Annotated in this window: 25 protein-coding genes and 2 pseudogenes; 21 read left to right on the forward strand and 6 right to left on the reverse strand. The window is 46.1% G+C overall.

The genetic code is table 11. The features are described from left to right. The first annotated feature begins 20 nt into the window (after window positions 1–20). The 5 genes from TW77_RS13695 to TW77_RS13715 all read left to right on the forward strand — a co-directional run bounded on the left by TW77_RS13695 (window position 21) and on the right by TW77_RS13715 (window position 6234). Window positions 21–578 carry a UPF0149 family protein gene (locus TW77_RS13695; RefSeq protein WP_046005547.1) on the forward strand — a complete coding sequence of 186 codons (558 nt, stop codon included), beginning with the start codon at window positions 21–23 and terminating at the stop codon, window positions 576–578. A gap of 5 nt (window positions 579–583) precedes the next feature. Next, window positions 584–1900 (forward strand): Xaa-Pro aminopeptidase, encoded by a 1317-nt coding sequence (gene pepP, locus TW77_RS13700; RefSeq protein WP_046005653.1) that lies wholly within the window; start codon window positions 584–586, stop codon window positions 1898–1900. A 19-nt stretch (window positions 1901–1919) separates the two neighbouring features. Beyond that, the gene (ubiH, locus tag TW77_RS13705) at window positions 1920–3092 is read left to right on the forward strand and encodes a 2-octaprenyl-6-methoxyphenyl hydroxylase (RefSeq protein ID WP_046005548.1); all 1173 of its coding nucleotides are present in this window, start codon (window positions 1920–1922) and stop codon (window positions 3090–3092) included. Window positions 3093–3101: 9 nt separating this feature from the next. Beyond that, window positions 3102–4268 (forward strand): FAD-dependent monooxygenase, encoded by a 1167-nt coding sequence (locus tag TW77_RS13710; RefSeq protein ID WP_046005549.1) that lies wholly within the window; start codon window positions 3102–3104, stop codon window positions 4266–4268. Window positions 4269–4653: 385 nt separating this feature from the next. Next, window positions 4654–6234 (forward strand): hypothetical protein, encoded by a 1581-nt coding sequence (locus TW77_RS13715; RefSeq protein WP_046005550.1) that lies wholly within the window; start codon window positions 4654–4656, stop codon window positions 6232–6234. Between the two features lie 190 nt (window positions 6235–6424). Here TW77_RS13715 and TW77_RS13720 read toward each other — a convergent pair whose 3' ends face one another. Next, on the reverse strand, window positions 6425–7270 hold the full coding sequence (locus tag TW77_RS13720; RefSeq protein WP_046005551.1) for a LysR family transcriptional regulator: 846 nt from the start codon (window positions 7268–7270) through the stop codon (window positions 6425–6427). 129 nt (window positions 7271–7399) lie between these two features. On the opposite strand from TW77_RS13720, the gene TW77_RS13725 reads away from it, so the two are divergent. From TW77_RS13725 to gcvH, 3 genes are all read left to right on the forward strand, one after another. Beyond that, complete coding sequence (locus TW77_RS13725; RefSeq protein WP_046005552.1) at window positions 7400–7990, forward strand: hypothetical protein; 591 nt, start codon at window positions 7400–7402, stop codon at window positions 7988–7990. A gap of 80 nt (window positions 7991–8070) precedes the next feature. Beyond that, window positions 8071–9153, forward strand: a complete 1083-nt coding sequence (gcvT, locus tag TW77_RS13730; RefSeq protein ID WP_046005553.1) for a glycine cleavage system aminomethyltransferase GcvT — start codon at window positions 8071–8073, stop codon at window positions 9151–9153. Window positions 9154–9215: 62 nt separating this feature from the next. Further along, on the forward strand, window positions 9216–9605 hold the full coding sequence (gene gcvH, locus TW77_RS13735; protein ID WP_046005554.1) for a glycine cleavage system protein GcvH: 390 nt from the start codon (window positions 9216–9218) through the stop codon (window positions 9603–9605). Between the two features lie 13 nt (window positions 9606–9618). On the opposite strand, the gene TW77_RS25190 is transcribed toward gcvH, so the two are convergent. After that, on the reverse strand, window positions 9619–9777 hold the full coding sequence (locus tag TW77_RS25190; protein ID WP_156158673.1) for a hypothetical protein: 159 nt from the start codon (window positions 9775–9777) through the stop codon (window positions 9619–9621). Between the two features lie 14 nt (window positions 9778–9791). Between TW77_RS25190 and gcvP the strand changes: the two genes are divergently transcribed. Continuing rightward, entirely contained in the window at window positions 9792–12689 is a 2898-nt protein-coding gene (gene gcvP / locus TW77_RS13740; RefSeq protein WP_046005555.1) for an aminomethyl-transferring glycine dehydrogenase, read from the forward strand. 478 nt (window positions 12690–13167) lie between these two features. Continuing rightward, window positions 13168–13290, forward strand: coding sequence for a hypothetical protein (locus TW77_RS25955; RefSeq protein WP_275041935.1), 123 nt, complete (start codon window positions 13168–13170; stop codon window positions 13288–13290). Window positions 13291–13300: 10 nt separating this feature from the next. On the opposite strand, the pseudogene TW77_RS26050 reads toward TW77_RS25955, so the two are convergent. Together TW77_RS26050 and TW77_RS13745 are read right to left on the reverse strand one after the other, a co-directional pair. Continuing rightward, window positions 13301–13510 (reverse strand): annotated as a pseudogene (locus TW77_RS26050) (hypothetical protein); the annotation flags it as partial. An 84-nt stretch (window positions 13511–13594) separates the two neighbouring features. Further along, window positions 13595–14571: pseudogene (locus TW77_RS13745) on the reverse strand (integron integrase). A 240-nt stretch (window positions 14572–14811) separates the two neighbouring features. Here TW77_RS13745 and TW77_RS13750 point away from each other — a divergent pair. The 10 genes from TW77_RS13750 (at window position 14812) to TW77_RS13795 (ending at window position 20235) form a co-directional block, all read left to right on the forward strand. Next, window positions 14812–15219, forward strand: a complete 408-nt coding sequence (locus tag TW77_RS13750) for a hypothetical protein (RefSeq protein ID WP_046005556.1) — start codon at window positions 14812–14814, stop codon at window positions 15217–15219. Window positions 15220–15336: 117 nt separating this feature from the next. Further along, window positions 15337–15729, forward strand: coding sequence for a hypothetical protein (locus TW77_RS13755; protein WP_046005557.1), 393 nt, complete (start codon window positions 15337–15339; stop codon window positions 15727–15729). 87 nt (window positions 15730–15816) lie between these two features. After that, window positions 15817–16206, forward strand: coding sequence for a hypothetical protein (locus tag TW77_RS13760; protein WP_162197957.1), 390 nt, complete (start codon window positions 15817–15819; stop codon window positions 16204–16206). A 123-nt stretch (window positions 16207–16329) separates the two neighbouring features. Then, window positions 16330–16662 carry a quaternary ammonium compound efflux SMR transporter SugE gene (gene sugE / locus TW77_RS13765; RefSeq protein WP_046005559.1) on the forward strand — a complete coding sequence of 111 codons (333 nt, stop codon included), beginning with the start codon at window positions 16330–16332 and terminating at the stop codon, window positions 16660–16662. A gap of 108 nt (window positions 16663–16770) precedes the next feature. Then, window positions 16771–17148 carry a hypothetical protein gene (locus TW77_RS13770; protein ID WP_046005560.1) on the forward strand — a complete coding sequence of 126 codons (378 nt, stop codon included), beginning with the start codon at window positions 16771–16773 and terminating at the stop codon, window positions 17146–17148. 118 nt (window positions 17149–17266) lie between these two features. Then, window positions 17267–17563, forward strand: a complete 297-nt coding sequence (locus TW77_RS13775; RefSeq protein WP_046005561.1) for a hypothetical protein — start codon at window positions 17267–17269, stop codon at window positions 17561–17563. A 471-nt stretch (window positions 17564–18034) separates the two neighbouring features. After that, window positions 18035–18379: a nucleotidyltransferase domain-containing protein gene (locus tag TW77_RS13780; RefSeq protein ID WP_082078926.1), complete on the forward strand. Its 345-nt coding sequence runs from the start codon at window positions 18035–18037 to the stop codon at window positions 18377–18379. A gap of 225 nt (window positions 18380–18604) precedes the next feature. Then, a complete protein-coding gene (locus tag TW77_RS13785; RefSeq protein ID WP_240479494.1) occupies window positions 18605–19015 on the forward strand; it encodes a GNAT family N-acetyltransferase in 411 nt (136 codons plus the stop codon). 66 nt (window positions 19016–19081) lie between these two features. Continuing rightward, on the forward strand, window positions 19082–19765 hold the full coding sequence (locus tag TW77_RS13790; protein WP_046005564.1) for a hypothetical protein: 684 nt from the start codon (window positions 19082–19084) through the stop codon (window positions 19763–19765). Then, window positions 19762–20235 (forward strand): hypothetical protein, encoded by a 474-nt coding sequence (locus tag TW77_RS13795; RefSeq protein ID WP_046005565.1) that lies wholly within the window; start codon window positions 19762–19764, stop codon window positions 20233–20235. The genes TW77_RS13790 and TW77_RS13795 overlap by 4 nt, the downstream gene beginning before the upstream one ends. Window positions 20236–21122: 887 nt before the next feature. Here TW77_RS13795 and TW77_RS13800 read toward each other — a convergent pair. Next, on the reverse strand, window positions 21123–21575 hold the full coding sequence (locus tag TW77_RS13800) for a hypothetical protein (protein WP_052713185.1): 453 nt from the start codon (window positions 21573–21575) through the stop codon (window positions 21123–21125). Between the two features lie 194 nt (window positions 21576–21769). After that, window positions 21770–22276, reverse strand: a complete 507-nt coding sequence (locus TW77_RS13805; RefSeq protein WP_046005566.1) for an IS5 family transposase — start codon at window positions 22274–22276, stop codon at window positions 21770–21772. A gap of 312 nt (window positions 22277–22588) precedes the next feature. On the opposite strand from TW77_RS13805, the gene TW77_RS13810 reads away from it, so the two are divergent. Continuing rightward, the gene (locus tag TW77_RS13810) at window positions 22589–24394 is read left to right on the forward strand and encodes an RICIN domain-containing protein (protein ID WP_046005567.1); all 1806 of its coding nucleotides are present in this window, start codon (window positions 22589–22591) and stop codon (window positions 24392–24394) included. Window positions 24395–24500: the final 106 nt, after the last annotated feature.

Here is a 24500-nt window from a genome sequence, read left to right on the forward strand (position 1 = left end):
AGCAAACGAGAACATTATCCATGAGTGAATTAAGAGATTATCAGCAAGCACAGCTACTGCTGGAACAACACGATATCTACATTGCCCCGGCTGAAGTGCACGGTACCATCAGCGGCTTACTGGCATGTGGCCTGAATATCGAAGAGCAGGAGTACCTGGGGCTGCTGAGCGATGTCTTTAACGATGGTCAGAAGTTTGCTGCGCCACTGAAAGAATTTTTTGCCGAGCTATATAAACTGGTCGTTGCACATTTTAATGATCCAGAGCACCTGTTTGAGCTGTATTTACCCATGGAAGAAAGCCTGAGCGATCAGGCCAATGCCCTGGTGGCCTGGGTGTCCGGGTTTTTACTGGGCTTTGGCCTCAAGCAAAAAGACTATGGTAAGTTTTCGGCCGACGTAAAGGAAGTGATTGGTGACTTTAGCGAAATCACTAAACTAGATACCCATTTCGACGAAAGTGAAGAAGACAAACAGGCACTGCATGAGGTGATTGAATACATCCGTGTGTCGGCCCTGTTGTGTTTTGCTGAGCTAGGCAAAGACGCCGCTTCACCGACCTCTAAAACAGTGCATTAATTATGATGATAGCCAACCAGGAATTTGTAACGCGCCGCACTGAGCTGCTGGCGCAAATGGATAACAATGCGGTGGCGGTGATCCCCGCTGCCGTTGAGCTCACCCGCAGCCGTGATACTGAATATCCGTTTCGCCAGGACAGCGACTTTTTCTACCTGACCGGGTTTAAAGAGCCCGATGCGGTACTAGTCCTTTGCAAAGACAAAGACGGCACCACACAGCAAACGCTGTTTTGTCGTAATAAAGACAAATTAGCCGAGATCTGGCACGGCCGCCGCATGGGTCACGAAAAAGCCAAAACCGCCTTAGAGCTGGACCAGACCTTTCCTCTGAGTGAGCTGGATGAGGAGTTGCTGAACCTGGTCAATGGCCGTAAGGCACTTTACTATGGTCAGGGCACATATACCGCGTTTGACGATAAAATTTGGGCCCTACTTGGCACTTTGCGTGGCGCGCCGAAAAAAGGCTACCGGGCACCCGAAATCATCAAAGATGTGCGCCCGTTACTTCACGAGATGCGCCTGTTTAAGTCAGAAGCTGAAATTGCGGTGATGCGCAAAGCGGGCGAGATAAGTGCAGATGCTCACAAACGTGCCATGCAGTTTGCAAAGCCCGGTGCCACCGAGTTCCAGCTGGAAGCCGAAATTCACCACCATTACGCCATGAATGGCGCCCGTCATCCAGCCTATGGCACCATAGTGGGCTCAGGTAATAATGCCAATATTTTGCACTATACCGACAATTGCGATGTATTAACTGATGGCGATTTGATCCTGATCGACTCAGGCTGTGAATTGGAAGGGTATGCTGCCGACATTACCCGTACTTTCCCGGTAAATGGTCGCTTTAGCGCGCCACAAAAAGCCGTGTATGAGCTGGTACTGGCCTCTCAACAGGCGGCCTTTGAACAGGTTAAACCAGGCGGCACTTTGGTCAAAGCCAATGAAGCCGCAATGCGGGTGATGACCAAAGGGCTGATTGAGCTGGGTATTTTGGCTGGCGAAGTCGATGAATTGCTCGACAAGCAAGCCTGTAAAGCTTTTTATATGCATGGCCTGGGCCACTGGCTGGGGCTGGATGTGCACGATGTGGGCGAATACAAACTGGATGAAGCCGACAGACCATTTGAGCCGGGCATGGTGCTGACCATAGAGCCGGGCCTGTACTTTGACGAAGATGCCGAAGTACCTGAGCAATTTAAGGGCATTGGCGTGCGCATTGAAGATGACTTGCTGATCACCGCGGATGGCTTTGAAAACCTCACCGCTGGGGTGCCAAAAACCATTGCTGAGATTGAAGCCTTAATGCGCTCAGGCGAATAAATACAAGCAGGAGCAACACTTGCAACACTTTGATGTGTTAATCGTGGGTGGTGGCATGGCCGGTGCCACCGCTGCCGTCACGATAAAAAAACAGCTTCCCGACAGCCGCATCGCGGTGATTGAAGCCTTTGAGCCCAAAACAGCTCATCACCCCAGCTTTGACGACCGCAGTCTGGCACTGGCCGAGCAGTCGGTCTCTTACTTGCGTAACCTCGGGTTGTTTGACCCGCACTGGGATTTTGCAGAGCCAATCATTCAAGTGCATGTCTCAGACCGCGGCCACTTTGGCAAAACCACCATCACCTGTGATGAGTTCGCGGTTGAGGCCTTGGGTTATGTGGTTGAAGTGAACCCTTACGGCGCGTATTTGCATCAGCAACTGAGCAAGCTGGATATCGCCCTGTACTGCCCGGCCAAAATTACCAGTTTGCATCAGCAGCAAACACAGGTCGATGTAGAGCTCGACAGCGGTGAAACTCTGTCGGGTAAGTTGTTGGTGGTGGCCGATGGTGCGCAATCGCCGACCCGCAGCAAGCTGAATATTGGCTTTGACAGTGTGGCTTATGAGCAGAGCGCCCTGATAGCCAATGTGCAGATAAGCGATATGCATCAGGGGCAGGCGTTTGAACGCTTTACCGAGCATGGTCCGATGGCCCTGCTGCCGATGAGCAACAACCGCTACTCTCTGGTGTGGTGTATGCCGCAGCAGGAACTCGATACGTTGCGAGAATGCGATGAGGCGAAGTTTCTGGCGCGTCTGCAAAGCGCATTTGGCTATCGCGCCGGGATGTTTGAACGGGTTGGCAGGCGCACCAGTTATCCGCTGGTGTTAGGCCGCGTTGAGCAGCTGGTGCATCATCGCTGTGTGCTCATTGGCAATGCCGCGCATGCCATTCATCCCATTGCCGGGCAGGGCTTTAATCTGGGATTACGCGACATTCAGGCGCTGGTTGCGCAGCTGCAACAGACAGATCGCAAGCTGTGGGGCAGTCATGCGTTCACGCAAGGCTACAAAACCGCGCGCGAGTCAGACATAAACCGTGTCATGACACTGACCGATTCTTTGGTCAGACTGTTTTCTAATGATTCCCGTATGCTGGCACTGGGGCGCAGTTGTGGCCTGCTGTCGATGAGCCTGTTCTCACAACTGAAGGCGCCACTGGCGCGACAACTCATGGGACGAACCCTGTAAGGAATAATCATGCAGCAAGTACAAGTGTGCATAGTCGGTGGTGGGTGTGTCGGCCTGGCGTTAGCGCTGGGTCTGGCAAAGAACAATATCTCTGTGATGGTGCTGGATGCTGGTCCTGAACCTCAGCCACTGAGCGAGGACTATGGCGCGCGGGTCAGTGCCATCAGTTTGGCCAGTCAGAGCCTGTTTGAGTCGTTAGGCGTGTGGGATGCCATTAAGGCGCAGCGGGCCACGGCTTATCGTAAGATGTCGGTGTGCGACGCCGACAGCTTTGGCCGCATTCAGTTTAACGCACAGCAGCTTGCCTTGCCTGAACTGGGCCATATTATCGAAAACGACGCCATTCGTTTTGCTTTATATCAGGCCTTACAACAGCACAGCCAGGCGAGTTTACTGTTTGGCAGCCGATATCAGTCTATCCACCAGACCGACAGCGATGTGCTTATCACGCTGGAGCAGGGCACGCCCGTGATGGCCAAATTGCTTGTTGCAGCAGACGGTGCCAACTCAGGGGTACGCAGCCAGTTTAACTTGCCGATCAGCTTCTGGGATTATGACCACCACGCCATTGTGGCCACCATCAAAACCGAGCAACCGCACGATGCCACAGCGCGTCAGGTGTTCCTGCCGAATGGTCCGCTGGCGTTGTTGCCTTTGTCTGACCCCCACACCCAGTCAATCGTCTGGTCCACCGCACCTGAACATGCCCGCGAGCTGATGGCCATGGATGAGCAAAGCTTCAATAAAGCCTTGAGCGCGGCCAGCGACCTGCAGTGTGGTTTGTGCACGGTGCAGGGCGAGCGAGCGGTATTCCCGCTGACCATGCGTTACGCACAGCAGTGGCTGACCGGTAAAGTGGTGTTAATGGGCGATGCCGCGCACACCATCCACCCGCTTGCGGGACTGGGAATGAACCTGGGCCTAAAAGATGCCGCACATCTGATCAACGCACTCAGCGAAGACAACGAGGAGTTTGCCTCTCACAGTACACTACGAGAGTACGAACGCACCCGCAAACTCGATGCGCAAAAACACATTGCCATGATGCAGGGTTTAAAAGAGCTGTTCAGCGGCAGTCACCCACTGAAAAAGTTAGTACGAGGTGTGGGTTTGAATGTGGTAGATAACCTCGGCCCGATCAAAGACCTGTTTGTACAACAAGCCATCGGCGAATAACCATTACTGAAGGGCTGCTTTGTGCCAAACAAGCAGCCCTTTTAAATCTGGCAGATTAATCACTCGGTTATGAAGCTCTACACGCGTTATCTCGTATTCATTCCCAGTTATCCAGCACCACCCTCAGTCATCCTGCACTTGATGCGGGAACCGCATACAGGCAACTCGCAGGCACCATTACCCGCCAATCTCTGAACTTACCCCCATCATTTTTTGTAATGACGTGAAAAGAGGCATGTAAGCAAGTGAAATATCTTTTTGGTGTGGGTTAGTTAATAATATCAACAATTTAACCATGTAACTATTTTGATTTGTATAGTAATGCGTCAGAGTAGCTAGCATCGCAGTAAACAGTATCGCCGAATTAAGTCGTCCAGGAGCAGATATGTCAGAGACAAAAACCAAAGTAGAAGAAAACCAGCAAAAACTGGTGGATGGTCTGGTCAGAGCCGCAGTGGGCACCTATACCGGGGTGCGTTCAAAGAACACTATGCTTCCCATATTGGAAGGAGCGCAGGCATATAGCAAAGCTCTGCCTAAAAATCGTTTGAGATATGGTTTTGGTATGGGGGGAGCCGTGTTATTTAGCTTTTTGTTTTCGAGTATTTTTGACAACGAAGTAACGGAAAGCGAAAAGCTGAGTGAGGCGCTGAATAAGCTGGATGATCTCCACTTTGCTATGCTCAAAAATCAGCAAAAACTGGTACAGTTAATTGCCAACTATCATACTTATCAGGAAGTTCTGCGGTTTAATGACCTGATGCGGGGGATCCACAGCATCAGTAGAGATCTATACAAGTTCAATAATTTGGAAGACAAAAGCCAGACAGCCTGTCAGGATTTACTAAACAAAATAGAAATCGCAAGAAACCTTGGTGTGGTCTCTAATTTACTTTACCCGCTTGTTGAGAAAAAGAACTATACCAAAGACCTCATGCATGAAGTCATTGAGCCTCTGATTGAGTGTCATGGCACCATTACCAGGCATGAAGAATTTGCAATGAATCTGTTCTTCCTGCAGTTTTTTACCAATCTCGGCGCTTTTATCAGAATCGGCCGGGTACTGTATGAAAACATGCAGAGTGTTATCCACTCAGACATGAAGTGTCGTGAGCGGAACCTGCTTATAAGGCAATACCTTGACGACACACTGGACTACATGGGCAGTACAAACACCATATATGACCTGAAATATCGTGATTCACTGATACTGCCGTCTGTGGTTTATGATGAATTGCGTTACGCAGACAAAGGCATACAGGCTCTGACTGAAAAAACCAGCTTGCGGATCCAGCAAGTCTGTGAAGCGAATATCAATCAAAATATCCGGGATTACGTTGCGACACACATTAATTTTGGCAAAATGAAATCGAACGGGAAGCATCTCTATGAGTTTCAGGCACAGCTTGAGCAGAACTATCCGTCTTACGCTTTCTTTTCTGTGATCACGCCCTCAACGAAAGGCACACGCAGCTTTGATATTGGAAGCGATAAATTTGACAGTATTTTGTTTTTCAAGAAAAAGCTATCCGGCGACGAGCGCAATATCCAAGTCTTTTTTATTCACAGGCGTCATCTGAACAGTGCCACACAGGAATTCGTTAAACAGAGACTGGAATACAAGGAGCCAGAAAAGCATAAGCATGTTGAGCCCAAAAATAAATATACGCGTAAGGGAGATAAAAAGCTTGATGCAGCTGTAAAAAAGAGCCGAAATTACAGTGAAGCGCTGTCTTTATACTGGCACTACAGCAGCTCTAATTTGATGCTGAAGACCTATGATCCCAAAACATGCTCCAGTGTAGTGACTTGCGCTCGAGGTGAAGGGGAGACAGGAGCTATTTGGGGCAAGAGCATTTACTTTTATATGAGTGACGATTTTATGTTTGAGCCTATCTCTACGACAGAGACTGGTATGTATGGTAACGTTGGTCTGGCACTGCACTTCTTCCCCAAATATAAATAAGTGACTGCCAGGGGAGAGGACCCTTCAGTCAGCTTCGAGTAGTTCCCTGTTTGCTGCCGATGGCCCTGCACTCACCGCTAGTCATCCTGCACTTGATGCGGGATCTGCTAACAGGCGACTCAGGAGTGATACCAATAACACCCATTCCCATATACGCCACCTGTCATCCAGCAGTTCTCAAAAGCAGTGCTTACCCCAAGCGCAGTGCAATAAACTCGGCCAGCTTATTCACCGCGTGCGCAGATTCCTGAGTGTTTTTCACCAGGCTGATCCCAATCTGGCCCAGTTCGGGCAAAAATGCTGTCTGGGCCTGGTAACTGAGCGTAGCCGGCACGGTACTTTTAGCCAGCACCGTAATGCCCAGGCCTTCTTTAAGCGCGGCCGTCAGCCCCGTTAAATCGGCGTTACTATACACAATACGGTATTGCAGCCCGGCTTGTTGTAGCGCCTCGATGGCACGGCGACGATAAATGCAGCCCTCCGGCGCTGTGACCAGTGTGACAATCTGTTGTTGCGCCAGAGACAGGTCGCCCACCCATACCAGCTGGTCCTGCATAAACACCGGATAATTTGAGGAATTCAAATCTTCATTCAGTGCCAGCACCAAGTCGAACTGATCCTGCCTTGAGACCGACAATAGATGTTTACTGAGCCGGGATTTCACTTCCAGCGCCACGTCCGGATATAAAGATACAAAGTCGCCGATGATGGCGGGCAGGATGCGCGCGGCAAACTCACTGGGAATACCCAGACGCACCCGGCCGGTAACGCTCTCTGAAGTAAATTGCTGAATGATCCCATCGTTGAATTGCAGCATTTGCTTAGCCTGAGGCAGCAGCAGCTCGCCATACTGGTTGAGCACCTGTCGCTGGCCCTGCTTTTTAAACAGTTTACAGCCCAGCTGCTCTTCAAGGCGTTTTATCTGCAAGCTCACCGCCGGCTGAGACAGGCCCAGCAGCTCGCCAGCTTTGGCAAAACCACCCACTTCAACCACAGTTACCAGAGTGCGCAGACCATCAATCGATAAGTTTTTCATATTAATAAAATCAATTTATAAAACCCAAATACATTAATATTATTTATCAAACGATAAATAAATACAATTTGTTGTTGCGATAGCGGATCCCTATACTTTTGGGCATCTTAATTTCATCAGGATAGTCGCATGATGAGCACGCCAATCATCTTCGCTAAGCACCGTTTAGGTACGGTGGCGGCGGAAAATCGCATTTTCTCGCCACAGGATCTGGTTGTACTGGATTTCAGCGGATTTGAAACCACACCTTTTCTAAATCAGGAGCTGGGGCTGAACCTCAACAAACTGATGGCACCCGGGCTGGGTGTACAGGGTCTGCTGGCAGGCGGCCAGTCTTTTGCTGTGTATTACTTCAGCGAAACAGCTTACCGTTTTGTGCTGAGTGAAGACGCTGCACAAGCACTCACTGCGCTGGTAAGCAAACACGACAGCGACTATGACATTGAATTAGTGCGTCGCAGCGACTTAGCCATTACGCAACTGAGCGGTGAGGCTGCGCTTGAGACAGTGCTGAGCAGCTTTTCACTGACGCCGGGTCTGCAAATTTCCGACCTGCAGGCCTGCTATGGTAAACAAAGTGGCGAGGTGTTCGTCACCACTTTGGTCCAGCAGGATCAACAGCAGTATCAGCTGATCGCACAACAAGACACACTGAGCCTGTGGCAAGCCCGACTGGCTGAGCAGGGTTTTGCTCACTCAGACGAACACGCACCAAATTAACCCCACTCACCGGTGTCGCATCGGTGAACACGCATCCGGAAGAAACCGGATGGGTGATGACAATAAAGTGAAGGAAGAGTATGACTTCTAAAACAGTACTGCATGCCAAGCACCTAGAAGCTGGCGCGAAAATGGTCGATTTCCACGGTTGGGAAATGCCAATCAACTATGGCTCGCAAATCGAAGAGCACAACGCCGTGCGTCAAGACGCAGGTATGTTTGATGTGTCTCACATGACCATAGTCGATGTAAAAGGTGCGGATGCTCAGGCATTCCTGCGCAAGCTGGTTGCCAACGATGTGGCAAAACTGAAAGTAGCAGGTAAAGCACTTTACACAGGCATGCTGAACGAGCAGGGCGGTGTGATTGATGATTTGATCATCTACTTCTTCACAGAAACGGAGTACCGTCTGGTTGTAAACTCTGCAACGCGCGAAAAAGACTTAGCACACATGAACGCGGTTGCAGCCGACTTTGATGTGGCTATCACAGAGCGTCCTGAATACGCGATGATTGCGGTGCAGGGTCCAAATGCCAAAGCTAAAACAGCCATTATCCTGAGCGATGCACAAAACGCTGCAGTAGAGGGCATGAAGCCGTTCTTTGGCGTACAAGCCGAAGAGCTGTTCATTGCCACCACGGGCTACACAGGGGAAGACGGCTACGAAATCGTGGTACACAACGATGACGCAGCGCAACTGTGGCAAAAATTATTAGACGCGGGCGTGAGTCCGGCTGGCCTAGGTGCACGTGATACGCTACGTTTAGAAGCGGGCATGAACCTTTACGGCTCAGATATGGATGAAAGCGTTTCTCCACTGGCTGCTAACATGGCGTGGACCATTGCGTGGGAGCCGGCAGAGCGTGACTTTATCGGTCGTAAAGTGATTGAGCAGCAACGTGCTGACAAGAGCACTGACAAGCTGGTTGGCCTGGTACTTGAGAGCAAAGGCGTGCTGCGCGGTGGCTCTAAAGTTATCGTAGAAGGTGGCGAAGGTGTTATCACTTCTGGTACATTCTCGCCAACGTTAGGCTTTAGCGTAGCTTTGGCCCGTGTACCTCGCTCTACGGGTGACACAGCTCAGGTTGAAATGCGCAAAAAGCTGGTAGACGTTAAAGTGGTTAAACCTTGCTTTGTACGCAATGGTAAGTCGGTTCTGTAACGCACAGAGCACAATAGAATAACGGGCGATGGCCCACATAAATCGACCAAAGGAACAATAAAATGAGCAACATTCCTAGCGAGTTAAAGTACGCAACGTCTCACGAGTGGGTTCGCGCTGAAGGCGACGGCACTTACACTGTCGGCATCACTGAGCATGCGCAGGAACTTTTGGGTGACATGGTATTCGTTGACCTGCCTGACGTAGGTGACGAAGTTGACGCTGGTGAAGACTGCGCGGTTGCTGAGTCTGTTAAAGCCGCTTCTGACATCTACGCGCCAATCGGCGGCGAGATTGTGGCTATCAACGAAGAGCTTGAAGACTCTCCGGAATCAGTCAACAACGACCCTTACGGTGACGGCTGGTTGTTCCGTGTTAAAGCGTCTGATGAAAGCGAACTTGAAAACCTGCTTGACGCAGAAGGCTACGCAGCCAACATCGACGAAGACTAATTCGTTGTAGATACTATAAAAGCCCCTGCGTGGGGCTTTTATAGTTGCGCCCAGTGTGAGGCGTGGCAACACCGTTAAACTCTGTGACTGTTACCAAGGTATTTTCGTCGCACTGTGCATCAAGGTGCAGGTCGTCGAGCAACAGTGACACCCCCATTTTTACTTGGATCATAGGAATCTGGACACATGTCAAACGCCAAATCTCTTGAACAACTAGAGCAAAAGCAAGACTTTATTCGTCGCCATATCGGCCCGAGCCCGGCTCAGGTGAGTGACATGCTTGCTGCGCTTGGAGTATCGAGTGTTGAAGAGCTGATCGGTCAGACAGTACCTAGCTCAATCCGTTTAGAGCAAGGCCTGCAAATTGGTGAAAGCCGTACCGAAGTAGAAACGCTGAGCTACCTGAAATCTGTAGCAAGCAAAAACAAGGTCTTCAAATCTTACATCGGTCAGGGTTACCACCCGACACACGTGCCTAACGTTATCTTGCGTAACGTACTGGAAAACCCAGGCTGGTATACAGCTTACACGCCGTATCAGCCAGAGATTGCACAAGGCCGTCTTGAGTCTTTGCTTAACTTCCAGACTATGACCATGGACATCACCGGCCTGGACCTGGCCAGTGCGTCACTGCTTGACGAATCAACCGCAGCAGCCGAAGCTATGGCACTGGCTAAGCGCGTTTCTAAAGCGAAAAAAGCGAACCTGTTCTTCATTGCAGAAGACGTACACACACAAACCATCGACGTCGTCACAACCCGTGCCGAGCAGTTTGGTTTTGAAGTGGTAGTAGGCCCGGCAAGCGAAGCGGCAAACCACGAGATCTTCGGTGCTCTGTTCCAGTATCCAACCACATCAGGTGAAGTGGTCGACATCACAGACATCATCGCACAAGTACAAAGCAAAAAAGCGATTGCCTGTGTGGCTGCTGACATCATGAGCTTAATGCTGCTGAAAGCACCAGGTAAACTGGGCGCAGATGTGGTACTGGGCTCTGCACAGCGTTTTGGTGTTCCTATGGGTTACGGTGGTCCACACGCTGCGTTCTTCGCAACACGCGATGCCTACAAGCGTTCACTGCCAGGGCGTATCATTGGTGTATCAAAAGACCGTTTAGGTAACGACGCACTGCGTATGGCAATGCAAACACGCGAGCAGCACATCCGCCGCGAAAAAGCCAACTCAAACATTTGTACAGCGCAGGTACTGCTGGCCAACATGGCTGCATTCTATGCGGTGTACCACGGTCCACAGGGCCTGAAAACCATTGCCGAGCGCATTAACCGTTTCGCCAGCATTCTGGCAACCGGCCTGAAAGCCAAAGGCGTGGCACTGAAGCACGACACCTGGTTTGACACCATCACAGTGGTTGCTGACGACGCAGACAAAGACGCAGTAGTCGCGCGCGCCGTTGCAAACGAAGTCAACTTTGCCATCAACCACGCTGGCGAGTACTCGATTGCGCTGAACGAAACGACGACTCGCGGTGACATCGCTGAACTGTTCGACATCATCCTGGGCGAAGGCCACGGCTTAGATGTAGCAGCACTGGACAGCGAAGTTGCAGCAAATGGCATCTCAGGTATTCCGGCGAGTCTGGTACGTGATGACGAAGTACTGACGCACGACAACTTCAACAGCTACCACAGCGAAACCGAGATGCTGCGTTACATCAAGCGTCTTGAGAACAAAGATTTGGCGCTGAACCACTCTATGATCTCACTGGGTTCTTGTACCATGAAGCTGAACGCGACCGCTGAGATGATCCCGGTCACCTGGCCTGAGTTCGCTGAACTGCACCCGTTCTGCCCGTTAGAGCAGGCACAGGGTTATCAGGTGATGATGACTGAGCTGCACGACTGGCTGGTTAACATCACAGGTTACGACGCAGTATCACTGCAACCTAACTCAGGTGCACAGGGTGAATACGCGGGTCTTATCGCGATTCGTAAATACCACGAGTCACGCGGCGAAGGTCACCGTAACGTGTGTCTGATCCCAAGCTCTGCGCACGGTACTAACCCGGCGTCGGCGCAAATGGCCAGCATGAAAGTAGTTGTGGTTGGCTGTGACAGCGACGGTAACATCGACCTGGACGACCTGCGCGCGAAGGCAGAAGACGTATCTGAGAACCTGTCTTGTATCATGGTTACCTACCCGTCTACCCACGGTGTATACGAAGAAGCCATCCGTGAAGTGTGTGACATCGTTCACCAGCACGGCGGCCAGGTTTACATGGACGGCGCGAACATGAACGCACAGGTTGGCGTAACCAGCCCGGGCTCAATCGGTTCTGACGTATCGCACCTGAACCTGCACAAAACATTCTGTATCCCGCACGGCGGTGGTGGCCCGGGTGTTGGTCCTATCGGTGTTAAATCACACCTTGCGCCATTCATGCCTAACCACAGCGTGATCAAAGTAGCAGGCACCAACGAAGGTAACGGCGCAGTTTCTGCGGCACCTTACGGCTCAGCAGCCATCCTGCCAATCTCATGGGCGTACATTGCCATGATGGGCAGCGAAGGCCTGAAGCAGGCCACTGAAATGGCCATCGTAAACGCCAACTACCTGACAGAGCAACTGAGCAAGCACTACCCGGTACTTTACCGTGGCCGCAACGACCGCGTTGCCCACGAGTGTATTATCGACCTGCGCCCACTGAAAGAAGCCTCTGGCATCACAGAAATGGACGTTGCTAAGCGCCTGATGGACTACGGTTTCCACGCGCCGACTATGTCATTCCCGGTTGCTGGCACACTGATGATCGAGCCAACGGAATCTGAGTCTAAGGTAGAAATCGACCGCTTCATCGAAGCCATGATCTCTATCCGCGCTGAAATCGCCAAAGTAGAAAACGGCGAATGGTCAGTAGAGAACAACCCGCTGGTGTTCGCACCACACACCCAGGCAGACGTACTGGGCAACGAGTGGGACCGCGCCTACGACCGCTTCTACGCAGCCTTCCCGGTTGCATCAGTAGCGAAAGACAAGTTCTGGCCAACGGTAACCCGTATCGACGACGTATACGGCGACCGTAATCTTATTTGTTCTTGCCCAGCTGTAGAGACTTATGCTGAGTAAGATTGGTTTGTAAGCCTTGTAATTACAGGGCTGGCAAATGATGAAAACCGCTCGTTTTAGGACGAGCGGTTTTTTTGTGTCTGTGATCGGGCGATAAGTCAGAGAGCAGGCAGAGCTGCGTGTTGTGGCTCATTCAATGCCCTGATGGGGTAAATGAAATGCTGTTGCAAATTAATAAATAAACTGATCTGTGCTTTGAGCAGGGCAATAGGAGAACACTTACATCTATGTTCTGTGTCTGCTTCAAGTCTATTGATTGAGCTTGCCTAATCTTTTCAATTAGTTAGTTTGCTCTTCAATCCTTGTAGCTGAACCGTTTTTGACCTCTTTACATAATACGGTTGCAATGTAACTTCGCATTGTTAGTATGAAATCTACCCAGTAAGAAGTAACTTACATAGCCCGATGCGATCGCTCGTGCATATTGCGGAGGGTATATTAGTTCTGACAATCGCAAATTAGTTTAGAAATGAAAGATATGAAACAACTGACGGAGCGGCAGCAACGAGCTGTTAGTGGACATGGCGGTGGCACAGGTTCTCCTATTCCTGATCGCCCCAGTTATCAGCAACCGTTAAAACCAGAGGAAAACGGTGGTTAAGCGTTAACAATTAACCTTGTAGTTGAATGCCAACCAGGTTTATTGACTGGGATTCATGCATAATCGGCAGATGGGGTTGGCGAGTTTCACCCTTAGGTTTGTTCATCGGGTGTTTTCGAGTTAGCTCTATATCGCCATAGCCTGTAGCTGTCGTGTGTCGCAAATTGATAAAGCGAATAAATGCAGCAATCCATTTTAAGTACGCTTTAATAGTGCGTTTGGCCTCATGTTGTAGGTCGGGCTAATCCCCGACTTAGACTTTTGAAAACCGCCTTAAGAGATTGAGGCGGTTTTCTATTGTCTGTTATTTAATTCGTTGCGGGAGGTGAGAAATTGGACTTACCACTCCTTGGCCTCCTTGCTGGATAATATGCGTGTAAATTTGTGTTGTCCGGACGTCACTATGACCAAGTTGAGTTTGTATTGTTCTTATATCAGCGCCATTTTGCAGCAGATGTGTCGCAAAAGAGTGCCGTAATGTATGTGGTGTTACCTGCTTAGTGATCCCAGCTAAATACGCTGCTTTTTTTACTGCTCTTTGAACCTGCTTCTCATCAATGTGGTGCCGTCTGAGTTGTTTTGTTTCTGGGTCTGTACTTAGCTTGTGAGAAGGAAATAAATACTGCCACATCAACTGCTTCTCGTGACCATTGTATTTGTGTCTTAGTCTGTGGGGTAACCATACGCCACAGTACTGAGGGTTTTCAGGTCAAGTTGCAGATAATTTTCTACCTGGAGGATTTGGCTTCTTAGTAGGGGAATTAACTCTTTAGCCAGCGTCACAACTCTGTTTTTACCGCCTTTACCGTCCCATATTCGAAGACAGAGATAATCAAAATCGATATCTTTAACCCGAAGCCTCATTGTCTCCATCAACCTTAGGCCACTGCCATAAAGCAGGGCGCATGACAGGTAATGGCGAGCGCTACACATAGTAAGTAATGAACTAACTTCTTCTTTTGTTAATACAACCGGTAACTTGCGAGGACGTTGGCTTTTGGTAAAGTTTAGTCGCAAGGACAATGGCTTTTTAAGTATCTCTTTATACAAAAAACATAAGGCGTTTAATGCCTGAGCTTGTGTGCCTTGAGCAACATTTTGTTCATTTACCAGGTGGTTAAGAAATAGTTCAACTTCTTTATCCCCCATAGTTGTAGGGTGTCGCATATTGTTAAAGCGAATAAATGCAGCAATCCATTTTAGGTACGCTTCAATGGTGCGTTTGGCATAACGTCGTAGGTACATCTGCTCTTGCAGCATGAGTAGAAAAGGTGATTTCATAAACGTTCCATTTGGTAAGGTTGGTACTGGATGTATAGACAGTGTTTTGGTTGTTGTCCAATAACATTATTACGTACCGTTTTGTCCAATTTTTACACAAATGTGTTTTTGCAGGTTGCAACCGATTGTTTACTTTGAGTTTGTTCCGTGGGACTATGAGGACATGTAATACAGCCCGTTTTGTCGGTTTATGTTCCGACATTTTGAGGTAGAATAAATTGTTAGTACTCAAAGGCAATTATGATCGATAAATTTAAATACATTAGCTCAATCATATATGTGTATTTATTTATATTCTTAGTTGTTGTACCGATATTGAATTTTAATGACGGAAATGGGCTTTTATATAGCTTAAAATTCTTCGTTAAAACACTAGTTTTTGGTGTGCCAGTAGCAATATTAGCGTTTACTTTAGGTTTTTATATTTTCAGGCGCTCTATCGAAATGAGTGAAATAAATTATTTCCTAAGAGTTATGGTTTCGTTTTTATTCTCAATAGTTGCATGCAGTTTTGTTGCTGCAATATGTTTGGGCATTGTGTTCGGTTTTGGTTTTCAAGATTTAGATTTTACAATGGTAATTATGTTTATACCAACCGCTATTGTCGGTAGTATATCGGCTCTGCTTTACTGGTATCGTACAAAATGAGTACTAACAAACGCTTTAACCAAAGGACGCAAAACAGCAGGCTTGCGCTCCTTCGTCGCTAATTTTAGCCTGCTATTTTGCGCCGGTTAAGCGAGGCGTTAGCTGGCAGGAGGGCATATGGAAATTAATACCGACTTTGAGAAGATGAGCTTTCATGATGCATCTATCAATGATGTTTCCAGAAGTGACTCCAAGATCACCATCGTTCTCAGTGGTATTTTCATCAGCAAAGAGCATCCAGGTTCCAATGGAAAGGATCTAATTGTTCAAAATGGGGTGATGACTCTATATAACGCGTCGAATGAAAAAAGCCTCACTTGGTTGAATGATGTGGCATCCGTCAGTCACAAAACTCCAGAGTACCCGATTGACGAAATCATGAATGCGAAGTTTGATGGGAGTACATTCCACTTTGATGGCTTTAAGGAAACGATGCCTTGGCATGAGTGGTTTATTCAGGCGACAAGTTTCAACTTGGTAGCTTTCGATGTTGTGGAAACAACCAGCTAACAAATTGTTCAAGAGTGATTCGGCACGCGTGGCATTTTTACTATGCGTTGATTTTAGTGGTTAAGGTATTATGCGGAGGCTTCGGTATTGCGTGCCTCACACCTTAACAAGGCGTTAGGTGAATCTTTGATTTCGTGGAATATTGCTAATACTAAGGAAGGTCAAGATAGTTGGTACTTTCCATCTGTTGAAATTCAAGAATACTTGCTACCAATCATTAATGTTGGAGGGCAAAACTTCGATGAATCTGGGAAAACGAAGTACGCTATTGAAGATTGTCAGCGTTTAAGAAATACGATTGATTTTGCTAAAGAAACTCTGTCTCTTATGTCAAAATCAGTTGTGAGATACGAAACTATTGAGGAAGGTTTGGCTTCATTGGATAAGAATGAAATCATATCAACTCTAGATAAATTAGCTAATGCAGCGGAATTAGCAATTAAACAAGAAACTAGCTTGTTGTTCTATGGTGACTAATTCACCTAACAAATTATTTAAACAATGGACGCAAAACAGCAGGCTTGCGCTCATCCTTCGCTTAGTTTAGCCTGCTATTTTTCGCCGTTTATTAAGGCGTTATACAACTAAGGAGAGTTTTGAGTGGGCTGGATAGTGTTAGTCATAGCTGGCTTGTTTGAGATCGTATGGGCAGTTGGCCTTAAACATACCGAAGGATTTACTAAATTGTGGCCTTCTGTAATAACAATAACAGCCATGTGGATCAGTTTTGGTTGTCTTTCCTATGCTTTAAAAACTATTCCAATGGGCAATGCCTATGCAGTTTGGACTGGTATTGGCGCTGTAGGTGTGGCAATTGTTGGAATAGTTTGGTTTAACGAAGTAGCGGATATTAAGCGTATTGCATGTATAGGGTTAATTGTCATCGGTATAGTTGGTTTGAAGTTATTAAGTTCCGATTCAGTCGTTGTATAACAAGTAAATCAAGAACGGACGTTTAAAGTTTGGCTGGCGCTCGTTCCTCGCTGATTATGGCCAAACGTTTATACGCCGCTTATTTAGGCGTTATATGACTGAGTTAAAATGAAGCTATTTCGAGCTATAGATGAATTAGAAATATCAGGGACAGTGTCGGAGTTGGCTGAAATTAAGCGTACACTTGAAAAAGCCGAAGATGGGCAAGTTTATGTGTTTACATTTGATTGCTCGGGTTGTTCTATGTCATACGATAGTCTTGAACCTGAGTTAAAGGTGCAAGTATGCTCGGGACCCGCTTGTGCAACATTTCGAGAGGAAGGCGGCGTCACGATCAGAGGAGGTTTGAAGAGCATAGAAGTTTTTGCTTCATTTTTTGACTTTGATTTGGATTCAGCGTCGGGTGAACATTATCATTGGGATGAAGCATGTGGTTCAGAATATGTTGCCACGAATTCGATCCCAATGGTGGTTTCAGTGGCCTAACGTCACATAACAAACTGTTTATGGAAGGGACGCCTTAATGCTTGGCTGGCGCTCATTCTTCGCTAATTTTAGCCAAGCTTAATCCGCCCCATAACAGGGCGTTAGCAGTACAGGAAATATGGCACTAGATTTACACATAATGGAAAATGGCCAACCAAAGGAATGGATTTACGCAATTGATTCAGAGAGATGGTCATTATTCAATGAAGCGTTCGAGATATTTAAAGCTAAAACTGGCTTAGTCATAGATCAATATTCCGATACCAAATTCTCATCAGGGCTTCAAAATTTAATAGATATACTTAACTCTGTTGCTCCACAGTACGGTAATAGTGCGGATCTATTTTCAGAGTTTATCTCTGTTTTGGAATCAGCTGAAAGTAATGGTAAAAACGTAATTTTTGTCGGCGACTAATGTACTGCTAACAAGTTACTCAAAAGGACGCAAAACGCTTGGCTTGTGCTCCTTCGTCGCTAATTTTAGCCAAGCATTTATGCGCCCATTAGTAAGGTGTTATGCGTCACTTTAAATCGCTGTCTTTAATGCAGTTTTTACTTCAAGTCTTTTCTTCAAATCAGCTTTTAGGTACAGTGGCGTAATTAAGTTTTTAGTTGGTCTTGGCTGTTCGTTTTTCAATTTAAGCTGTGACCAGAAAGGTCATTCACCAGTCGAACGCTTCTTTGCAATTTTGAGTTTGGTGAGTGTTTTTATAAATAAAAGTTTAGCTAGCTAGTGCAGGCGCAAGCGCTTTGAAAGCAGTGTGTCAACGCATAACAAGCAATTAAACAGGGATAAAAAACTTGCGGGCTATTCGCTTCGCTCAATTTTAGCCCACAATTTTTTACCCGTTAATCGGGCGTTAGCTCTCCTCCAACTAATGGTGACATGATGAGTAAATTACCGGTTGACAGGGATAAATCTTTGAACATGTTCTTGGATTGTCTATCTGAAAAAATTGATATTTTCGAGTTTTATTTATTTGGTTCTTATATTAAAGGAAACTTTAACGCATGGAGTGATTTGGACGTTATCATTGTGTCTGATTATTTTGAGTCTGTTGAATTACCAGATAGGAAGTACTTGGTAGCTTCTATTAAGAACAATCTTGCAGTGAGGTTGCTAGATGTAAAGGTTATTTCATTAAGTGAGTGGGAGAATGGTTTTGGATTTTTGGGGCATATACGGAATAAGGTTGTAAAGTGGGAGTTTAACAATGGCAATATCATTTAACGAAAGGACTCTAATTCTCGAGGAATTTTGGGAGACACCCACTACTATGTGTACCCGTTCTGTGGAGTTACAGAGTAAAGTTGCAACTTGGAATAGGCGTCTTTAATTTTTTTGGCAAAATAAATTAGATCATACAGTGCCGTGCGTGTCTATCACATTGATTTTAAATATGAGTATCTGGGGATTTCTCAGTTTCAGATGTTAGGGGTTAATGGAGTTTTCAAGTTGAGTAATAGCAGAGTTGTATCGCTCGATAAAAGTAAGTTAGATGTGGTTAAAATCCATGACTATATTTCTAATAGATCGTATTGGGGGAAAGGTCGCACAATAGAGCAAACAAAGGCTTCTATTGAGAGTTCAATATGCTTTGGAATATATATAAACGGTGAACAGGTCGCTTTTGCTAGAGTGGTTTCAGATACAGTTACGTTTGCTTACCTAATGGATGTTATTGTTTTTGAAAAATATCAAGGTAATGGAATTGGCACTCAGCTAATGGAAGCCGTATTGAATTATCCTGATTTAAAAAGCGTAAATTGGCTATTAAATACCAGTGGCGCTCATGGGTTATATGAAAAATTTGGTTTTTCAAAAGTAAAAGAGCCAACTAATTACATGAGCAAAGCCACCATATAAAATCTGCTAACAAGAGATAGTGAATATTAGCTGCAACGTAAAATTGGAGAATTGGGAGCAACAGAAATGGAAAATTCAATAATCTATAGTTACCAACAATTACCAGAGCAGGTTAAAAAGGTTGTTCGCCTTCACGGGAATGGCTCGATTAGCTTCAACACAAATAAGGCCGTATTGGTCAGGCTTTTGGCTATACTTTTTTTGCTTGTTAGTTTGTTTGCGTTTTGCCTTACCTTGTTTATAGGTGAGGTATTTCACATCGTCTCACTGTTCTTGGCCACGCCACTCACAATCATTTTGTTTAGCCATTCAAACTGTATTGTCGTCGATCACAAAAGTGGTACTTTTCGACGGCAGGCCCGCTTATTGTGGCGCTCAGCGCAGCTTACTCAGCAAGCTAAGATTGAGGATATAGAAGTTGTGATGACAAAGGACGGGCAAAAAGACGGCCGACGCGTTAATCTGATGGGGCAGGTACTTCATTTTGATAAACCCAGCGAGGCACATGCTTTTCTTGCATTGCTGAAGTTTCAGTTTAACGCCAATACGCTTGAACAAATTACAGCATGGCCAAACAAAATACCCTGGATACCAGTTGAAGATAATGAGATGACTCCTGGTCAATCGTTTGCGCCACTCTCTGATCACATTGTACCGGTCTGGTCGCTACAAGATAAGTTAAAGCTCTTGATCCCGGCTTTGGTGTTTTCTGCAATGGCAGGCTTGGTACAGCTAGGGGGGAAACTGTGATTTTTAAAAAGCACACTCCACATTTAGCTACTTACCAAAAGTCGGCCATAGTTAGCTTTTTGTTGAAACCTTTAGGTGCAATCATTCTATTCGTTGGCTTGTTAAATATTTACTTTGCTGCGGGTGAAAAAAGTTTGCCGTTTTGGGCAATTGGTATCATTGCAGGCATTGGCTGGCATGCAACTTTTGGTAATTATCGGGTGCGAGTAGACCTTGCGGAGCAAATGCTTGAACTTAAGGCATCAGCGCTAATGCCTATATTTAAGCGTCGCTATGAATTGGCCGGCGCCCGCGGGTTTAGAGTCGTCAGTAGCGGAGCTTCCACTCGGCCTTATTCCGTTGTTTTGGTTACACGAGAAGGTCTCCAGGTGGCTATTAGCAACTCGAAACATCAGCGAGATGCGGTTACGACGGCTCGAGAATTTGCTGAGTTCACAGGTTTGCCTGTTATTGAAAATATCAGCTCATAAGGCATCAATGTTTAGTTTGGCTTGGCGGTGATAAGAGGTGAATTGGTTTGAATGGGTTGACCTGTTGATGAGTTTTACCCACCTTTGTGCCAACCTGGTGATTACTGTAGCTGTGCTGTAATAGCTTTATCTCGTTTTCAACCTATAATCCCAGAAATCTATAATCATTAAATTGCAAAAGTTCATCATGCATACCTTTGGTGTTATTGGCGGCATGGGTCCCAGTGCTACGGCTCAGTATTATTTGGCACTACAACAACTGAAAGTTGGTTTAGTTCACCAATTTTGGAAGACACCTGTAGTGGTCAACTAATCCCGCGAAGTTATGGGAAGTTATGGGAGACACCCACTACTAATATAGCTTTTTTGTAAGTCATTTACTAATGGCTCTACATAATCTTCTTTATCTGCAGAAGAGTGGCTAAAAAAAACCAAAACAGAATCACTCATCGATGAAATCCTTCTTATTAAAAATCAACTACATGCTAGCTTATGAAAATCAAGATATCTAGCAAAAATATACATTCAAAAAAGCCACTTATAATTTAGGAAGACATATATCCGGGCTTGACTGGTTATCCTGTGCCCCTAATGAGTTCCAAGCCTGTACACTCTAAAATTAATACACCCACTCGGTCTTTAACGACCGTGCCTTCGTAGAGTTTTGCGCACGCAGGGTTGGACCTTTTTTCATCGTACTTTGGCAAACAGATAAGCGGTTGTCAGAGGATAACAACACCCACAAGGGCTCAATGACCCGAACTCACCTGACAAACTATGAATCTTCGGAGGCACCCACTGATACGTTTACCCTTTCTGTTGAGGAAAGTCGCAACTTTGAATAGGTTTCTTTGATTCATGCATATTAATGATTCGATAAAGCCAATTCAAAACGAAAAAGTTCTAACGTTTTCTGAGGTTTCGGAGATTCGATCTTTAATGGTTAACTTATTACCCTCTATAGCCCAAGTGACTATTGGATCATATTTACTGGTTCTCCACCGACCAGAAGTATCGTTTCCGACAGACCCCCAAATCACGCGTGGCCCTTCAAGATAGCATTTGTACTGCCATAAACTATTATCTTCTTCACGGATATATTGCAAGTAAACTATATCGTATGCAATATGAGTGACATGAACTATTTTTAGTGGTTTGCTAAACATTGTAGCAATTGCGGCTAAGCATACTTTTTGAGTCTGTTCAGGGTTTAAATTTGACTTTACTGTTTTGACTTGCGTTGAGTGTGAGGCTGACGTTATTCTATGGTCTTTTAATTTCGGCTCTATTACAGCTGCGATAGTACCAGTCACAGCAATCCAAAGTAATAACTTTCTCATCAATCTACCCTAGCCTTCAATAGTCCAACCATTAAACATAAATCGTCGTCATTGATGTCAGATTAGTATATAAAATCACAAAAAATAAACAAGCCAAGAATTATTAATTTTATAAACAGCAGAGTCCCCCCGATACTTGTCCCCTTTTGTGGCCTTGTTGATCAAATCCAGATAGCTGATGCAGTACTGCAATTTCAGCTGTTTTCCTGATATTCAGGCATACCTAGCCCAGTCATTCTATTGAGCATTTTCACTTTGAGCATCGCTTCAGTGTGCTGCTGATTGAATCCACGACTGACCAGCTTGTCACCCATTAGCTGTTTATACCGATACATTGCTGTTTCCGCCAGTGAACGTTGATGGTAGTTCACACACTTTTTCCACTCACTGCTACCTATATGCTTTGTTAAAATGACCGCGCTGTTACGAGCATGTCCATCCTCCCACAACTGCGGGTTACACCTTGGAGGGATCATTGCGTCAGTCTTTTTGGCTGTCACTTCAGCATAACACCCTCGGGTATCATAAGCGCCATCCGCTTTGACCGAGCTGATCTTCCTGCGTAATGGTCTGAGTAAATCACCCAGAACTTCTGAATCAGCTACGGAGATTGTAGATAACTCAGCACCCACAATTTGGTGTGTATTTGCATCAACGGCCAGATGCAGCTTTCGCCAAGAATTTTGGAAGACACCCTCCATCGCCCGTACCTTTTTTAGCGGAAATCACATCAGAAATCATTTCTCTACATAGCATTTAGAAATTTACTAGCTAGATAAAAGTATCCAGCACCCAAGAGCAGCAATCTCGCCCAAAAAGTAGGGTGATAATCGAGCACTTTTCTATTGTCCTTCCTAAAAATCCATAGTCACAAAAATGACACATAATTCACACTTGTAATACAATGTAATAGATGAGCTTAGTTTATTGATGTAATTTACGAAACGAATTAAAGGCCAGTATTAATGCTTTTTAGCGTCGTGTAATTAAACAATAGAAATTTGGAGTAAATTATGGGTTCACGAAAAGGGATCGTAAATTCAGCAATGGTCGCCTCCGTGGTGGCTGGCTCTATGGCCATGACTAGCCAAGTAAATGCTTTTGGCTGGGGTAGTATAGGTGACTTCTTTACAGACCCGATTGGAACCGTTGGCGGTGCCGTTACACAGGTAGCACAAGTGGTAAGGCATGTTACTAGCCCAGTGACAAATGTTTCAATTGATACACTTAGACATGGTGCAAACGTTGTGAATGATGCAACTAACTTGGTTGGTGTTGACTCCACAGCTATTACTGATAAAGCCATATCACTCGCTCAGCAAATGGCCACTTTAGACAACATGGGAACATTTGTCGCTGACCAACAACAAAAGCTTGCTGCACTTGAACACTTTGCGACTGTTGCTGTGACCAACGCACACTACCATGGTCAATTAGAAGCATTGGTCGATGGCGTCAATGAAAACAACGTAGAGCTTGCAAAAAACATTGTGTACAGCCTAATAAAAGACATTGACTACGATACGTTAAAGCTCGTCGTAGATCAGGTTAAAACATATGACGGTGCACAGTCTTTGATGTTTATGGTCAATAAAGGTAATTTAGGAGTAGGAGTGGCTGTTGACGTTCATGAACTGGAGCGTATTAAGTATGGCCATCATTCTAACCGCCACGAGCCAATCATGAGCTTTTTTGTTCAGGCTGTGAACCCAGCAACGCCGAATAACCAACTAAAATTTTCTGTTGGCTACCATAAGAATCCTCCTTTGCAGGTATCAGGAAATAGTGTAAGCCTATCAAGCACGGTTAAGAAGATGAAAGTCAGCCTTGCATTTGCATCGTTGAATAGCAGTGACTTCCTTGCTCTGGTTGATGTACAAGCTTTGCGAAACCAACATAAAATGACCGCTGTCGGCGTCAGTGCAACTCCTGTTAGCTTGCAAGCAGGAAGCACATCAAGACAAGTTGTATTCAAAGAATGTCAAAACGGTAGATTACAAGCGAACGGAGTAGATTGTAATCAACAAGGTTTGTCTATTAGTGCGCTGACCGGTGTCTACGCCATGGACCAACACACAGCGCTTGGTGGTGTGTCATTTACATTTAAGTCATCTGGTATAGTGGATGGCATGTACTGCGTACAAACAGTCGAACCCGCAGATCCACATACCTGGCAAGACAACTACTTCTGCTCGTCAGAAGACATTGGCATGAAATGGTCTTTTGCTGGCCCAATCGATGGTATGCGCTGTACGCAGATCATCGAGTTGGCAGACCCGCATACGTGGCAAGACAACTATCTATGTTTACCTAATGACTCAGACTATTTATTCTCTTGGAATAGTGCTGGTAAAGGTAATATGAAAAATACGGTAAGATGGCTTGAAGCCGCAGATCCACATACTTGGAATGACAACTACCTGGGCATTGAAAAATACGTAGAACTGAAGATATTCGATAAGTGTTTAGATATTAATGGGTACCATCCAAGCAATGGTCAAGACATCATACTGTACGATTGTCACACTGGTGCAAACCAGAAATGGCTATTCACTACCGATGGAAAAGTGAGAAGTAAAATGAACTATAACAAGTGCCTTGATTATAGAAACTCAGCGACGAGCAATGGCGAAAAACTGATGATTTGGGACTGTAACACCAGCCCGACACAACAGTTTGAATATATCAATGGCCAATTAAAAACTGTATTGCAACCATCTCGTTGTGTCGATTCTCCACAGCCACATAACTTCACAAGAACACACTTGTGGGATTGCCCCGTGTTAACTCAACACAATCATGTAGTTGTTTCAAAATAATAAACATACTCTCTGCTGGGAAGTGATGCGATGCGCTTTTCAGCAGATTTTTTAATCGAGTTTTGCGAGACACCTACCGATATCTGTCCCCGTTACACAATTACAC

It is taken from the genome of Pseudoalteromonas rubra (assembly GCF_000967655.1).
Taxonomy (GTDB): domain Bacteria; phylum Pseudomonadota; class Gammaproteobacteria; order Enterobacterales; family Alteromonadaceae; genus Pseudoalteromonas; species Pseudoalteromonas rubra_A.

Excerpts from the sequence above, each read along its gene's own strand:
- TW77_RS13695 (WP_046005547.1), top strand. The coding sequence starts at position 21 with ATGAGTGAATTAAGAGATTATCAGCAAGCACAGCTACTGCTGGAACAA.
- pepP (WP_046005653.1), top strand. The coding sequence starts at position 584 with ATGATAGCCAACCAGGAATTTGTAACGCGCCGCACTGAGCTGCTGGCG.
- TW77_RS13710 (WP_046005549.1), top strand. The coding sequence starts at position 3,102 with ATGCAGCAAGTACAAGTGTGCATAGTCGGTGGTGGGTGTGTCGGCCTG.
- TW77_RS13715 (WP_046005550.1), top strand. The coding sequence starts at position 4,654 with ATGTCAGAGACAAAAACCAAAGTAGAAGAAAACCAGCAAAAACTGGTG.
- TW77_RS13720 (WP_046005551.1), bottom strand. The coding sequence starts at position 7,270 with ATGAAAAACTTATCGATTGATGGTCTGCGCACTCTGGTAACTGTGGTT.
- TW77_RS13725 (WP_046005552.1), top strand. The coding sequence starts at position 7,400 with ATGATGAGCACGCCAATCATCTTCGCTAAGCACCGTTTAGGTACGGTG.
- gcvT (WP_046005553.1), top strand. The coding sequence starts at position 8,071 with ATGACTTCTAAAACAGTACTGCATGCCAAGCACCTAGAAGCTGGCGCG.
- gcvH (WP_046005554.1), top strand. The coding sequence starts at position 9,216 with ATGAGCAACATTCCTAGCGAGTTAAAGTACGCAACGTCTCACGAGTGG.
- TW77_RS25190 (WP_156158673.1), bottom strand. The coding sequence starts at position 9,777 with ATGATCCAAGTAAAAATGGGGGTGTCACTGTTGCTCGACGACCTGCAC.
- gcvP (WP_046005555.1), top strand. The coding sequence starts at position 9,792 with ATGTCAAACGCCAAATCTCTTGAACAACTAGAGCAAAAGCAAGACTTT.
- TW77_RS25955 (WP_275041935.1), top strand. The coding sequence starts at position 13,168 with ATGAAACAACTGACGGAGCGGCAGCAACGAGCTGTTAGTGGACATGGC.
- TW77_RS13750 (WP_046005556.1), top strand. The coding sequence starts at position 14,812 with ATGATCGATAAATTTAAATACATTAGCTCAATCATATATGTGTATTTA.
- TW77_RS13755 (WP_046005557.1), top strand. The coding sequence starts at position 15,337 with ATGGAAATTAATACCGACTTTGAGAAGATGAGCTTTCATGATGCATCT.
- TW77_RS13770 (WP_046005560.1), top strand. The coding sequence starts at position 16,771 with ATGAAGCTATTTCGAGCTATAGATGAATTAGAAATATCAGGGACAGTG.
- TW77_RS13775 (WP_046005561.1), top strand. The coding sequence starts at position 17,267 with ATGGCACTAGATTTACACATAATGGAAAATGGCCAACCAAAGGAATGG.
- TW77_RS13780 (WP_082078926.1), top strand. The coding sequence starts at position 18,035 with ATGATGAGTAAATTACCGGTTGACAGGGATAAATCTTTGAACATGTTC.
- TW77_RS13790 (WP_046005564.1), top strand. The coding sequence starts at position 19,082 with ATGGAAAATTCAATAATCTATAGTTACCAACAATTACCAGAGCAGGTT.
- TW77_RS13800 (WP_052713185.1), bottom strand. The coding sequence starts at position 21,575 with ATGAGAAAGTTATTACTTTGGATTGCTGTGACTGGTACTATCGCAGCT.
- TW77_RS13805 (WP_046005566.1), bottom strand. The coding sequence starts at position 22,276 with ATGGAGGGTGTCTTCCAAAATTCTTGGCGAAAGCTGCATCTGGCCGTT.
- TW77_RS13810 (WP_046005567.1), top strand. The coding sequence starts at position 22,589 with ATGGGTTCACGAAAAGGGATCGTAAATTCAGCAATGGTCGCCTCCGTG.